At 42.3% G+C, this 13,221-nt stretch carries 14 protein-coding genes; 2 read left to right on the top strand and 12 right to left on the bottom strand.

From position 1 onward, the window contains the following. Positions 1–17: 17 nt before the first annotated feature. The 10 genes from ACZ5A8_RS01845 to cbiT form a co-directional block, all read right to left on the bottom strand. Positions 18–530: a methyltransferase family protein gene (locus ACZ5A8_RS01845; protein WP_464531897.1), complete on the bottom strand. Its 513-nt coding sequence runs from the start codon at positions 528–530 to the stop codon at positions 18–20. Between the two features lie 444 nt (positions 531–974). Continuing rightward, on the bottom strand, positions 975–1,535 hold the full coding sequence (locus ACZ5A8_RS01840; protein WP_464531895.1) for a hypothetical protein: 561 nt from the start codon (positions 1,533–1,535) through the stop codon (positions 975–977). A 355-nt stretch (positions 1,536–1,890) separates the two neighbouring features. Continuing rightward, on the bottom strand, positions 1,891–2,469 hold the full coding sequence (locus tag ACZ5A8_RS01835; RefSeq protein WP_464531894.1) for a hypothetical protein: 579 nt from the start codon (positions 2,467–2,469) through the stop codon (positions 1,891–1,893). 409 nt (positions 2,470–2,878) lie between these two features. After that, positions 2,879–3,610, bottom strand: a complete 732-nt coding sequence (locus tag ACZ5A8_RS01830) for a precorrin-8X methylmutase (RefSeq protein ID WP_464531893.1) — start codon at positions 3,608–3,610, stop codon at positions 2,879–2,881. Beyond that, positions 3,600–4,400 (bottom strand): precorrin-3B C(17)-methyltransferase, encoded by an 801-nt coding sequence (cobJ, locus tag ACZ5A8_RS01825; RefSeq protein ID WP_229387611.1) that lies wholly within the window; start codon positions 4,398–4,400, stop codon positions 3,600–3,602. Before cobJ ends, ACZ5A8_RS01830 begins: the two co-directional genes overlap by 11 nt. Next, positions 4,369–4,722, bottom strand: coding sequence for a cobalamin biosynthesis protein (locus ACZ5A8_RS01820; protein ID WP_464531891.1), 354 nt, complete (start codon positions 4,720–4,722; stop codon positions 4,369–4,371). Before ACZ5A8_RS01820 ends, cobJ begins: the two co-directional genes overlap by 32 nt. 67 nt (positions 4,723–4,789) lie before the next feature. Then, positions 4,790–5,263 (bottom strand): cobalamin biosynthesis protein CbiG, encoded by a 474-nt coding sequence (locus ACZ5A8_RS01815; RefSeq protein WP_464531890.1) that lies wholly within the window; start codon positions 5,261–5,263, stop codon positions 4,790–4,792. A 62-nt stretch (positions 5,264–5,325) separates the two neighbouring features. After that, positions 5,326–6,054, bottom strand: a complete 729-nt coding sequence (locus tag ACZ5A8_RS01810) for a cobalt-precorrin-4/precorrin-4 C(11)-methyltransferase (RefSeq protein WP_229387605.1) — start codon at positions 6,052–6,054, stop codon at positions 5,326–5,328. Positions 6,055–6,207: 153 nt separating this feature from the next. Then, positions 6,208–6,816, bottom strand: a complete 609-nt coding sequence (locus tag ACZ5A8_RS01805; protein ID WP_464531888.1) for a cobalt-factor II C(20)-methyltransferase — start codon at positions 6,814–6,816, stop codon at positions 6,208–6,210. A gap of 87 nt (positions 6,817–6,903) precedes the next feature. Continuing rightward, positions 6,904–7,458 (bottom strand): precorrin-6Y C5,15-methyltransferase (decarboxylating) subunit CbiT, encoded by a 555-nt coding sequence (cbiT, locus tag ACZ5A8_RS01800; RefSeq protein WP_464531887.1) that lies wholly within the window; start codon positions 7,456–7,458, stop codon positions 6,904–6,906. 835 nt (positions 7,459–8,293) lie between these two features. On the opposite strand from cbiT, the gene ACZ5A8_RS01795 reads away from it, so the two are divergent. Then, on the top strand, positions 8,294–9,625 hold the full coding sequence (locus ACZ5A8_RS01795; protein WP_464531886.1) for a homocitrate synthase/isopropylmalate synthase family protein: 1,332 nt from the start codon (positions 8,294–8,296) through the stop codon (positions 9,623–9,625). Between the two features lie 439 nt (positions 9,626–10,064). Here the strand turns inward: ACZ5A8_RS01795 and ACZ5A8_RS01790 are convergent, their stop codons facing one another. Next, entirely contained in the window at positions 10,065–11,093 is a 1,029-nt protein-coding gene (locus ACZ5A8_RS01790; RefSeq protein ID WP_464531885.1) for an isocitrate/isopropylmalate dehydrogenase family protein, read from the bottom strand. 400 nt (positions 11,094–11,493) lie between these two features. Between ACZ5A8_RS01790 and ACZ5A8_RS01785 the strand changes: the two genes are divergently transcribed. After that, on the top strand, positions 11,494–12,336 hold the full coding sequence (locus ACZ5A8_RS01785; RefSeq protein WP_464531883.1) for a TatD family hydrolase: 843 nt from the start codon (positions 11,494–11,496) through the stop codon (positions 12,334–12,336). 392 nt (positions 12,337–12,728) lie between these two features. Here the strand turns inward: ACZ5A8_RS01785 and ACZ5A8_RS01780 are convergent, their stop codons facing one another. Further along, complete coding sequence (locus ACZ5A8_RS01780; protein ID WP_464531882.1) at positions 12,729–13,214, bottom strand: multiprotein bridging factor aMBF1; 486 nt, start codon at positions 13,212–13,214, stop codon at positions 12,729–12,731. Between the last annotated feature and the right edge of the window lie 7 nt (positions 13,215–13,221).

Raw genomic sequence — 13,221 nt, 5'->3', positions numbered from 1 at the left:
ATATATTCATTTCCAAACTATTTCTCAACATCTGACTCTTCTTTTTTTGCCAGTCGGTAATATAGGACAAGGAGTAGCGAGTATAGTATTATCAAGGGCAGGGTAACCCATTCTAGCATCATTCCCAGTGTAATCATAAAAAAACCTGTATATTGTGGATGGCGGATATATTTGTAAATGCCGCCTGTAACTAGCTTTCCATGACTTTCCTCTCTACTCCAGTAATCTTTGTGAATCCGGTTCCAGCCAGATATAACCAGTGCAACACCTGTTAAGGATACAAGGATACCGATATACATTCCCCAGAAGCCGATATATTGCACCAGCGTATGCCCCCACAGTATGCCTTCAGGCAGGGTAAAACCAAAAAGCCAGCCGATAGCAAACATGCTGAACGGTACGCCAAACATTTCAAGTGCAAACGCAACAATAAACGCCACGTAAACCCCTGAAGGCTTTACCTGGCTCTTTCTATAGAATGGCACAAATAACAAGAATACACCGTAAATAATTATCCAGAGGGCAGCCATCCATCACATTCCGAAATGTGACCAGACATCTTCGGTTACCATCTTAATCACCTTTTTTGTTTTCAACAGGTTGCAACATTATATTACATGACATAAATAGTAAAATAGATAGAACGTTCTCGTAATCTCTGGAGAAAAGAGCATCTCTACGGTATTAATAATACCGGCACATCTTCTTTTTCCCTTTCTTTTCCATGGTTCTGACATATCAGCCACGTCATTGATAATGCGGTACCATAATAATGAAATATCAATTATTGGCTCTCGGTCATTAACTAAAAAAGAGTCAGCGAATCTATTTAACTTATATTTTATTACGAAGAAAAAAAGAGAAAAGAGCGAAAGGATTTTTCAGCTCTTGCCTTTTATCAGTTGAACACAAGGCCTGCATCAACTGATAATGATTTAGAAGCTTTCGAAGTCCTTTAAAAAAAGATGATGAGCTTATTTTTCCATATTCATAGAAGCAGATTTGAAACTGACCATGCTGGCATAATACTCAGATCCAAGGTCACTGCCATTTATTGACCCTGTGACTGAGGCTCCCCTGGAGAGCGAATTCTCAGCACTCCTGAATACGTAGTCTCCATCTCTTGAGACGTACCTGGAGGTGCCCTTTGAAATATCACCAATGCCGGTCCAATCGGCCTTAGCGGTCAAAGTACCCTCAGTTATACGATATTCTCCCGTTTCATCGTAGTACCACTCGTAGAGCTCAATCTCGACTTCGGACAGGCTTGCAGAGTTAAGTTTTTTATCTATATTGAAAACATCATCCTCTGTACACATATATCCGTACTTATCGGACGATTCACCTGTCATTTCGTTATACGTCCACACTGAAACATAAATATCAGTCCCATCGTCTGTTTCAGTTACGGATAGATGGGTATAGGTAGTTACATCACCATTCGTTTCAGTCCAATCTGCATATGCATAAGCACCATTATATCGCGCCATTGATTTAGATTCCAGCGCCTCTACACTCATAGCCGTTGAAAGCAAAACTATGAGGGCGAATAGTATTGTGTATGATTTTCTCATATTATTCCTCGATCATCTAGAACTTTAGACAATATATAAACGTTTTTTGTTTTTTTGTTTCTGGTATTATTATTTAATCACTCACTGGTATTTTTTTATACAATCCTAAATACTCGTGCATGTATAAAAAGACTGTGTAAGAATATTTATAGATAAGAATACAACCAAAAAAAGAATTAAGAAAAATAAAAAAGGAGTTTAGACCAGATTGTTTAAGCGCTAAACCTGACACTCAATTTCAACTAAAATGCTGATCTGATAAAATTATAAAGCTCTATAGAGTCTGTAATAAAATTTTTGGAAACTGTGACCTGTTTTATTTCTTCATCTCCATAGAGGTAGATTTGAAACTCACAAGCTCTGCGAAGCAATTTTCTCCTGCATCAAGGTTATCTATACTCGCCGTGGCTGTAGCCTCTCTATAACTGGAACTGTCACTGCTCTTTATTATGCAGTCACCGGATTTAGAAATAAACTTTGAACTGCCCTTTAGAGCTTCTCCTTTGCCGGCCCAATTAGCTTTGACAGTTATAATTTCCGTTTCGTCACTTTCCATATCAGAGACTTCTATATCAACTGCAGAAAGGCGTGCAGAATTAAGGTTTCCGGCTGCATGGAAAACATTATTCCGGGTAAGTGTGTATCCCGATTTATAAGAGCCGTTACCTGTCATCGTATCAAAGATCGAGATTGATAGAAAAACAAAAGTCCCTACAGGCGTCTTGATTGCGACCAGATCGGTAGAAGTAATTGTATCCTCATCCATATCGATCCAGCCTGCAAGCGCACACGTACCACTCTGACGGGCTATCGCTTTATATTCCAGGGCTGCTGCGCTGGTGGCCATTGAAAATAAAAGAATAAGAGCAAGAATTAAAGCACAAATTTTTTTCACTTTCTCCCCCCAAAAATATTCCATATTTAACCCAAATTATTTAGAGTATTAAATAAAAACTACGGCTATAAATGAAATATTATGTCTATTAATTATATAGTAAATTATTGAAAGATATAATAAAGATTAAGAAAAAATATTCAGAATCTGAGTGAATCAAGAGAGAAATACGAGAATAACAGACTTTGAAAAAGATGAGATGAAAGAAATAGATGTAAAGAAAAAATCTGATCGAGAATAAAAGTCAAAGAACAAAAAATGGAAAGGACTGATAAATATGGTAAAAAACTTAAAGAGTTAAAACAAAATAAATAAAGTAAAATAAAATAAAAACTGAAAGTAAAGAGCAGGCAGAAAAACAAAAAATAGGCTGAAATAAAAATAAAATTAAAAGAAGAAAGCAGAAATATTATTCTTCGCTTTCTCTTGCGATTGCCACGAGCTCATTTACACAGGCAACTGCCATCGGGGTCCCTCCACGGGTTCCGACACAACTGATTGAGGGGATGGGAATTTTCAGGTTTCGGACCATTTCTCTGGATTCGGCCGCATTTACAAAACCAACTGGAAGCCCGATTATAAGAGCAGGCCTTACACCTTTTTCGATCAGCTTGCAGACCATGATGAGGGCAGAAGGCGCATTTCCGATTGCGATGATGCTTCCATCCAGCCTGTCTCTGGCAGCCAGGAAACCTGCCGATGTCCTGGTTATCCCGTACTCATTAGCAATTGCAGCATCCGGGTCTTCGTCAAGCACGCAGATGATTTCGGATTTATGCCCGGCTCTTGTGATCCCGGCTTTTACCATGTTAATATCAACAAAGATAGGAGCGCCTTTTTTAATTGCTTCGACACCTGCAGGTATGGGGTCATGCATAAAACGCAGGATATCTGCAACCGAGAGGTCTCCGGTAGCAATTACACAGCGCTGGCGGAAACGATCTTCGGGTGCGGAATTTCCGACAATTTCCCGGATCATTGTCCGGCTTTTCATGTAAATGGCTTTTGCCTCTTCAGTCCTTGCTCCCGAGTCATTACAGATCTTTACAAGCTCGGGATCTACTTCCACTGTAAGCTCGGTAAACTCTTCAAGGTTTTCAAGATTCCCTGCGTTTTCATTCGCTCTTTTTTCAGTAGTCATACTTCCTTTGATACCCCCTGGGTGTTATGATGATATCCTTTTTAGGAGACTTCCAGATCCTGGATTCTCCATTGCCTACGAGAATGACGGTGCTCATGTCCACCCAGTCCTCATGTTCCATGACTTCCCCCAGGGTTGTCACGATCTGGTCCTCCCCCTCACCTCTCATGGCATTCTTGACAAGCCCCACCGGCACGGAATCAGTCTTGTACTTACGGATGATTTCGATTGCCCTTGCAAAATTGGACTGTCTCTTGCGGCTTTTTGGGTTGTAGAGCCCTATCACGAAATCAGCGTCTGCAGCCATATGAAGCCGCTTTTCGATAACTTCCCAGGGAGTTAAGAGATCGCTTAAACTGATCACTGCAAAGTCCGTCACCACAGGTGCACCGAGGATGCTTGCCCCGGCAAGGACTGCTGTGACCCCAGGCAGGATTTCGATGTCCACGTCAAGGTTTTCGTGTTCAGCGACCTCCAGCACGATACCTGCCATGCCGTAGACGTTGGTGTCGCCCCCACTGATCATGACCACGTTTGCGGTTTTTGCAAGTTCCACGGCTTTCCGGGCTCTTTCAACCTCTTTTCCCATAAAACTTCGGATTACCTCCTGGGTGCCGAGAAGGCTCTCCATCTGGTCCAGATAGGTACTGTTCCCAAGAACATAATCGGCATTGAGGATTACATCCCGGGCTTTGAGGGTCAACTGTTCCACGGAGCCCGGCCCGATCCCTACAACGTAGAGCTTTCCGCCGGATGCCTTATCTTGCGATTGCGATTGTGACTCTGCCATAGACTTTCTTCCTGCAAATCAATTCGTTTTTTTCCGATAGGGCCAGCGCCGCAGGCTCTGCAACCCCTTTTAACCCAAAGCGCGAAGCCTGGGACAAGGAAGGGGGGTTGTAGCTGTTCAGCACTTCATCCGGCAAAAACTTAACCGGAATGCCGAGCATTTCACCTGCTTCCAGCAGACCTTGCTCATTTTCTTTGAGTTTCGCAGAAGCAAAAGCCGTAATCTCTTTAAGACTCAGGCCGCATTCATCAAGCGCCTGTTTTACGGCTTCAATGACTTCTTCCTTTGTAATGCCCCTGCGGGTACCAATTCCGATAATCATCAGTAATCTGCTATCCACTGCTTTTTTATGCAGTTTCTTCATTTAATCGGTTAATAAGCGTTAATTGTTAGCTGTTTCCGACGCTGTTATCCTTTGCTTCAGCGCGTTTTTTTCTAACAAGTACGGAAACATCCTCGTCCACAATAACAATCCTGGGTCCTTTAATCTCAAGAACCTCTACCTGCTCGTCAAGAAGGGCACAGTTTACAGCGATTGTGGATTCTTTATTGAAGACCTCGCAGCCGAACCTGTCAGCAATTCCCTCAACAGAGGGTTTACCGTGAACCTCAGTGGCTGTGGTGAGCACAGGAACTGCGCCTAATTCCGCAATCTTTCGGGAAATCTCATTTGCCCCGTGATGCCCTCCAAGGAGAGGAATTGCGAAATTAAGGTTTGAGTCCACAACGATCACTGCAGGGTCTGACCACTTATTATCTAGAAGTGGAGCAATATCCCTTACAACGATGCCAGTAGCAAAAACTGCAACGATTGTCCCGTAGTTTTCAAACGCTTTCCTGAACACACCCTTTTCATAGAGCAAAAGGTCAGCTTCAAGATGCTCCGCTATCCTTGATGCAATTTCTCTATTCCTTTCAAAGGTAATTACAGCGGTTCCTGGGCTACTCCGTATAGGTAGGACCTCCTGTAGTTTTTAGGGTCAACAACCCCACCGATGATTATCATTGCCGAGCGTGTAATCCCTGCATCTTTCACCTTATCTGCGATATCTTCTACAGTCCCTGTAATGACCTCTTCATCCTCCCAGGACGCGTGGAAAACAACTGCAACAGGCGTATCTTTGGGGCAGCGGACTTTTTCCATAATTTCCCTGATCTTCTGCGTGCCAAGGAAAATTGCCATGGTGGTATTATAGGCGGAAAGCTCGGAGATGAGGTCTTTTTCCAGGGTTTTTCCTGCAGGCCGGGTAATAATTAGAGTATCAGAAACACCATTAAGGGTCAGCTGAGTGCCAAGAGCAGCTGCACTTGCAAAGACAGACGAGACGCCTGCTACCCTTTCAACTTCAATCTCGTATTTTCTCAGCTCTTCCATCTGCTCTATAACAGATCCGTAAAGAGAAGGGTCTCCGCTGTGAAGGCGTACTACGAACTTCCCTGCTTCCACGGCATCGACAATTATTTTCGTGGTCTCATCAAGGGTAAGCCCGTAGCTATCAACTGTCTTTCCCTTTGTGTAATTAAGGACTTCGGGGTTTACGAGGGAGCCCGCATACATAACAAGGTCCGCTTTTTCAAGCATCTCACGCCCAAGTACGGTAATTAGTTTGGGGTTTCCGGGACCTGCTCCTACAAAATACACTTTTCTTTCCATCTGACCATTCCCTTTGCTACTGTAACTGGTTTAAAGTTATATGCTGAAATTCAAGCTCGTATACAGATATTTAGAATTGTATTGAGTATTTTAAGTATTAGAAAATTCGTTCAGTTAGAAGATTATTTAGCTGGAAGATCCGTCCAGTCGACTTCACTTCTTTCCGTAGATGATACTGAAATAGTTCCCTTTTTCCGGGATATCTTCTTTCTTACCGATAATCAGTTCATTGCCCGAAAAGAGTCTCTCTGCAAAAATAAACTCATTATATCCTTCAGCTTCGAGCTGTTCCATAATCTTTCTCGGCTGTGTGGCTTTAAGGTGAATTTTATACCCAATTTCAGAGCCGTCGCTTACTTCAAAGGAACTTTCGACTGCCACATCAGTCCTTGCAGCAAAAGATGTAATGGAACTTATTCCCGGCACTGTGGAGGTCTCAACATCCGGGTAGTGCCTGTTCATTACCTTTTTCAAATGGGTGAATGTGGAAAAAAAGTTAGGGTCACCTATAAGCCCGAAAGCCACTGTCCCTTTTCTTGCTTCTTCTGCCACCCTGTCTGCATTTTCTTTCCAGAGAGCGTTCAGGACTTCGATATCCCTTATCATGGGAAACTCGAGAATTTCGGCGTCCGCGTAAGGGGCTACAAGGTCTTTTGCCAGGCGTCCTGGAACATATACCTTGTCACTGTTTTTCAAAACATTCACTGCTTTCAGGGTCAGAAGTTCAGGGTCTCCGGGACCAAGTCCTACTCCTATTAACATATTATCGCTCCATAAATGTACAGGTAGATATAAAGCATGATTTCATTAAACTAATGGTAACTTAGCCTGATGATAAAAGGATAATTTTCAGGCTTGCTTTTTTCCGACAACTATGTACACAGGATTTTCGGGTTTGAACATAGTCTCTCCGGCAATCGGGGCACTTCTTGAGACCGCCACATGGACCACCTCATCAAAAATTCCCAATCTCTTCATAGCCTCGATCGTCCTGACAACGGTTTCGATACGGACAGCATTTACCACAATGCTTCGTGCCTTTTTTTCAACAAGTTTCTCAAGCACGGAGTCAATGTTTTTTGTCCCACCAACGAAAGCGCAGTCAACAGAATCGATAGGCCCTCCGGCGCTCAGAAGATCCGAGGCTTCACCAGCTAAGATATTGGCGTTTTCGATCTTAAAATTCTTAAAGTTCGTCTCCGTGGCAAGAAGGGCTTCTTTACGGGCATCGATTGCATAGATCATCAGGTTCCGGGCAACCCGGGCTGCTTCAATAGAGACCGATCCCGTACCGCAGCCTACATCTGCGAACCGGTCCCCATCCTGAAGTCCGAGTTTGGAGAGGGACACTGCAATTATTTCCGGTTTAGTCGGACCGCCGCTAACACTTACTATTTCGGACATGTTCTACCTCGGGAAAAGTAAAGCAAATATATCGAATGTAAATTAAATATATGGCGATATAATTTGGAAGTTATATTAAATCTGGACTTGATAACCAGAGCCGACAAGATGCGATTTTTATAAGATTCAAACCATATGCAGATGCATATAGAGAGACAGTTATAAATTCAACATTTCAGATTTACCCGATTATAAATATAACTTGTTATAGATATACCTTATTATCGACAAGAAGGGCAGTAAAGGAAAGTAAACTTTAACGGAAGACCAGAAGCAAAAGGAAAAAACAGGCAAAAAAGTTTGTACCACATGTAAGCCGAACTTTAAAGAGAATCCTTCAAAACTTAAATAGGAGCTCTTCGATGTGAGTGTTTTTCTTAAGTGGTATTTTCTTACAAGGGTATTTTTCTCAAGCAATTATTCTTCAAATGGCGTTGAAAATAAATTTTGAAGAGGGGAAGAAATAAAAATTTTCTTCAATTTGCTGCAACTTCAAAACATTTTTATAATTACAAAGTTAATAACATGTATAGATATTTTAAAAGAAAGGGATTTTAACTAGGATAGCATATAATAGTTAAGTTTCCAACGCCCCTGATAAAATGTTTTTTGAAGAAAGGTTAAAACGCTCTTTGAAGTAAAAAACGATGGTTATTCCCCGAAATAAATGTTTTTTAAACAGGAAACGGAAAATTTTCGGTTTATTTTCTGTTTAATATCTGATTTTCCGATCTGCATACATAACAGTATCTTTTTGACAGGAAAAACCCCAGCAGTGTAAGCCCGCTCTCTCGATGCAGGGCTCTGCCGCCTGAAGGAAAAAGGAGGACAATAGATGAAAATTTACGAATCATATGAGGATCTGCCCAAACTGAAGCTGCCTTATGGAAACGAGGTCTTCATAAGTGACAGCACTATTCGCGACGGCTCCCAGATGCCGGGAATAGTTTTGAGTAGAGAACACAAAGTTCAAATCTATGAATACCTGCACGAGATAGGAATTGAGAAACTTGAAGCTTTTGTATTCAATAAAAGAGACAGAGACGCTGTTGAACTTATGTTTGACAGGGGATATGAGTGCCCTGAAATAACAGGCTGGGCAAGGGCTTCAAGAGCTGATATCGACAAAATTCTGGAAGTTGATGGGCTTGAAGAGGCCGGAATTTTGATGTCTGTCTCGGATACGCACATCCATTCAAAGATGAGGCTTTCAGGCAGAGAAGAAGCTGAAGACAAATATCTTGATGCCCTTCAGTATGCAGTGGACCACGGGCTTCGTACAAGGGCTCATCTGGAAGATATGACAAGAGCTGACAATTATGGCTTTGTTTTCCCCCTGGTAAAACGGATTATGGAGGTTGATCCTGACTGCATTATAAGAGTCTGCGATACAGTTGGGTATGGAATGCCGTTCATGAATATTGACGAACCTTACGGGATTCCGAAAATTATCCAGCACCTTAAGAAAGAGATTGGGGTAAAGAACATAGAAACCCATATCCATGACGATTACGGATTCGGGTCAGCAAGTTCGATTACAGGTTTCTGGCATGGAGCCAACTGGACAAGTGTGACCTTCCTGGGCATAGGAGAACGGGCAGGAAACAGCGAGATGGAAAAAATTCTGCTCTTTCTGGCAGACAGGATTGAAGGCTTTGACAAATACAACCTTGAACCTATTACCCGCTTTGCAGATTTTATGGAAAAGGAACTCGGGCTCAGAGTCCCGAGAAACAAAGCTGTTGTCGGGAAAAATATCTTTGCCCATGAGTCAGGCATACATGCTGCAGGTGTCCTGAAAAACCCCTTTAACTATGAACCCTACCCCCCTGAACTGGTAGGAGGTACCAGGCTTCTCCTCATAGGCGACTCTTCAGGCCTTGAGGTAATACGTTACAAGGTCCAGGAAACCTTAAACAACCTCCTTGATGTTGAAACCATAGTTGAAAAAGACGACAGGAGACTGCTTAAGATCCAGAAAGAGATCCAGAAGCTTTACGATAAAGAAGAAAGGGTTTCCTGCATCTCAGATGAGGAGCTCCTCGCTTACGTTGAGAAATATTTCCTCTACCAGCCAATCTGCGACCCGGCACGTACAGGCGGAAGAAAACTCAAAAACAAAGGAAAAATCCAGGAATCGGCAGAAGAGACAGAAGAGAAGGATTAGAGTTGAGAAAGAGAGAAGAAGACACAGGGTAAAAGCAAACGATCAAGAGCGAAAGGGCAAAGATCAATAAAAGACAAAAAAGAAAACGAAAAAAGCGAAAAAAGCGAAAAGAGAATGAAATAAAATGATATAAGATTTTCTAAATCTTACATCAGATTTATTAATTCTTATATTAGTCCATTTGTATTCGGTTAAGGATTTTGAGCTGCGGATCTCGATTTCGACGGAAAAACTCAAACCCAAATGTTTAGTGTTTAAATTGAAATCGATATCAGATTCCAGTTTTGCATTTGATGAATAATTTAACAAATTTTATGAAAATCAATGCAAGTGATAACGATTTTTCCTTAACCGATGACCAATGTATATTAGTCTAATTAATTCTTATATCAGTTTTTACCACTTATTTTACTTAGGCAGTATTTAGATTCTTTAAACCTTATTTCAGTATTTTTTCTGTGTGTCTTGCGATCTCGTCTGTCATCTGACTGAGTTTTGCGCTGCCTCCGAGGTCATAGGTCACATACCTGCCTTCGGAAATAACACGTTCAGTTGCTCTGAATATGGCTTCGGACTTTTCCTTTTCACCAAGATAATCCAGCATCCAGGCTCCTGCAAGTACGGTTGCAACAGGATTTACTTTATCCTGGCCTGCATACTTCGGGGCTGAGCCGTGAGCCGGTTCAAACATTGCAAAGTTGTCCCCTATATTTGCAGAATAAATGAGTCCGATACTACCAACGAGGGCTGAGCACTCTTCACTGATTACATCCATGAAGAGGTTAGTAGAAAGGAGAACTTTTTTATTGAAGATCTGGGGGTTCTTAATAAGCTGCTGGGCTATATTATCAATATGATAGGGCCAGACCTCAATGTTCGGGTAGTCCTGTGCAACCTTTTCGACTTCTTCCAGGAAAGAGCCGCAGGTCATTTTCAGGATGTTGCTTTTATGGATGGGCACAACAGTGTCGTAACCTCTACTTCTGGCTTCCTCAAAGGCGTAGCGGGCAATTTTACTGGAAGCTGTGCGGGTAATCTTCCTGATCGCAATGGATACGTCGTCTGTGAGCTGGATTTCCTCTCCTATGTAGAGACCTTCTGTCCCTTCACGCACACAGACCATCTCAACATCTCCGAGGGGTGCACTTGAGTTAGGGAAGGTCTTTATTGGCCTGACATTTGCATAGAGGTCGTATTTTCTCCTGATAGATACAGCCACACTTCTCGGGGAACCAATTCCGCCAGGGGTTGTTGTCGGACCCTTAAAACAGGCATCAGAGCTGTCAAGGATCTGCCAGGTTTCATCAGGGACAAGGGAATTGCCTCCGTGCTGCTCCCACCAGCCTGCTCCGGCCTCACACATTACGAATTCGATATCAGTACCAGCGGCTTCTGCGACTTTAAGCATCGCATCCACGAGTTCGGGGCCTACCCCATCACCTTTGATTACTGCTGCGGTTTTAGTCATGTTATCACCAGATCTGTAGGTTCGCGTTATCTGTAAGGTTCGTATTAAAAGAACCGTAGCTATTGAAAAGCTAAAAAAGGGGGAACTTTTCGAAGAATTTGGTAAGTATAATTGAATCTCGCCGCGTACTCAACGTAAGGCTCATATTTCAACTTTTGGGTAATAATAGTATAGAATATACGTCCAGAAAATAGATACGGGCTCGCAGAATATAATCCTGCCCTCGCGCCCTACGAAGAAAAGTATGGCGTTCAAATTAAACAGTTAACTGTACATTCAATTAGTATTCAAATCATAATATTCAATCCGGAACCTTTCATAAAGATCCCAACTATGTAGGATTTATGTTATTGAACAGAGAGTTTTGAAGAAGCTTTCAGGAAATATTTGAGGAATAAACATGCCTGCAAAAATTCCGATTACCGATAACCATATGCATATAGATCCAAGAGCTAGAGGCTTTGAAGCCGTAAAAGAGTTTCAGAAATCAGGCGGGACGCATATAATCCTGGTCACCAAACCCAGCTGGTCCATTGGGATTATAGTCAGGAAACCCGAGGATTATCTTGAGGTTTTTGACGAAACCGTGGAAATCGCATCAAAAATCCGCGAGATTGGAGTCGGGGCTTTTCCGGTCCTTGGGGTCCACCCTGCTGAGATTTCAAAGCTTACGGAATATATGGAATTATCAGAAGCTGCAGAAACCATGAAAAAAGGGCTTGAGCTTGCTGCAGGATATGTGGAAAGAGGACTTGCTGTGGGAATAAAATCCGGACGCCCACACTATCCTGTAACCTCAGATTTCTGGACAGCTTCAAATGAGATAATGGAACATGCTTTTTCTCTCGGAAAAGAACAGGACTGCGCAGTCCAGCTGCATACTGAAAGCGTAGGAGAGCCCGAATTACGTGATATAGCAGAAAGGGCAAAAAAAACAGGAATAAAAATGTACAGGATAGTCAAACATTATTCTCCCCCGCTTGTAAACACGTGTGAAGAACTAGGGATTTTTCCGGGAGTCATATCTGTTAAAGGGGCAATCGAGCAGGCGCTTGAAGAGGGATCCCGCTTTATGATGGAAACTGACTATATCGATGACCCTGACAGACCGGGCGCGGTACTTGGCCCGAAGACAATCCCGAAAAGGACCCTAAAACTAATGGAAACATATGGAGAAGAGCCTTTCTGGATTATCCACAAGGAGAATCCGGAAAAGGTTTACGATATAGAAATCGAGCTTTAACGCAACTCAGAAGGCTTGTCCCTGGAAAAGACAGTTCCGAAAAAATAAGAAGAATTCCAGGAAAAAGATTTAAAGACAATTGTAAAGATTAACTTTACAGACAGTTATTAAAACTGCAGTTAAAAGATAAAGTGAACTGCAATTAAATAAAGGCAGGTTATTAAAAGTACCGGTAAAAGGCAGATTAAGATGGATTATTAAAATTACAACTAAAAGATAGGTTAAGGCTGATTGAGAAGTAGAGAATAAAACAGTTGAAGAAGCCTAAAGGAAAACCTATTCGAATAAAAACTATCTCCGCCAGTTGTTTCCGGAAGGAAAAACCTGCCGGAAACGGTTGTGCTTGCTGGAACAAAACCTCAATTTAAAACTTTACAGTTAAAACTCATAGCTTATTTGCGTTTTATTTTAACTATATCGCCAAGAGTAGTGTCTTTCTTCATATGAGAGACTTCCTGCCCTGCGGCATCCAGGCGTTCTGTAAGTTTGATATTAAGGGTGTGTTCCAGTTTCTTTCTAACGGAATCTTCGGGTACTATTTCTCTTCTCTCTATCTTTTTGATAAGAGATGCTTTCTCTTTAATGTTTTCAGCCAGGTCCTCCTGAGACCAGCCCCTGGTTGCTCTGGCGTCCCGGATAATCTGATCGTAGTTGTCCAGAAGTTCATCTTTCAAAATATCGAAGAAATCCTTCTTTGGCCTCTTTTCAGTTCGTGGTACCGTACGAACCACCGGAGAGACTTTCCTTGATACGGGAGTCCGCTTGTCAACGGGCTTACCGTACGGTGCACATTTTTGGCAGACCTGGAGTTCGCTGTTATCGATTGTAACGCATATAGCCGTTCCGCGGATCTCTGCACCACATATTTCGCACTGCATATTGATC

It is taken from the genome of Methanosarcina subterranea, assembly GCF_055385895.1.
Note: the sequence above shows the minus strand (reverse complement) of the source record. Positions and strands in the feature narration are given on the sequence as shown.

What these genes read in the sequence shown, in the direction of transcription:
- ACZ5A8_RS01845 (WP_464531897.1), bottom strand. Translation starts at nt 530, where the DNA reads ATGGCTGCCCTCTGGATAATTATTTACGGTGTATTCTTGTTATTTGTG.
- ACZ5A8_RS01830 (WP_464531893.1), bottom strand. Translation starts at nt 3,610, where the DNA reads ATGACTACTGAAAAAAGAGCGAATGAAAACGCAGGGAATCTTGAAAAC.
- cobJ (WP_229387611.1), bottom strand. Translation starts at nt 4,400, where the DNA reads ATGGCAGAGTCACAATCGCAATCGCAAGATAAGGCATCCGGCGGAAAG.
- ACZ5A8_RS01820 (WP_464531891.1), bottom strand. Translation starts at nt 4,722, where the DNA reads ATGATTATCGGAATTGGTACCCGCAGGGGCATTACAAAGGAAGAAGTC.
- ACZ5A8_RS01810 (WP_229387605.1), bottom strand. Translation starts at nt 6,054, where the DNA reads ATGGAAAGAAAAGTGTATTTTGTAGGAGCAGGTCCCGGAAACCCCAAA.
- ACZ5A8_RS01805 (WP_464531888.1), bottom strand. Translation starts at nt 6,816, where the DNA reads ATGTTAATAGGAGTAGGACTTGGTCCCGGAGACCCTGAACTTCTGACC.
- cbiT (WP_464531887.1), bottom strand. Translation starts at nt 7,458, where the DNA reads ATGTCCGAAATAGTAAGTGTTAGCGGCGGTCCGACTAAACCGGAAATA.
- ACZ5A8_RS01795 (WP_464531886.1), top strand. Translation starts at nt 8,294, where the DNA reads ATGAAAATTTACGAATCATATGAGGATCTGCCCAAACTGAAGCTGCCT.
- ACZ5A8_RS01790 (WP_464531885.1), bottom strand. Translation starts at nt 11,093, where the DNA reads ATGACTAAAACCGCAGCAGTAATCAAAGGTGATGGGGTAGGCCCCGAA.
- ACZ5A8_RS01785 (WP_464531883.1), top strand. Translation starts at nt 11,494, where the DNA reads ATGCCTGCAAAAATTCCGATTACCGATAACCATATGCATATAGATCCA.
- ACZ5A8_RS01780 (WP_464531882.1), bottom strand. Translation starts at nt 13,214, where the DNA reads ATGCAGTGCGAAATATGTGGTGCAGAGATCCGCGGAACGGCTATATGC.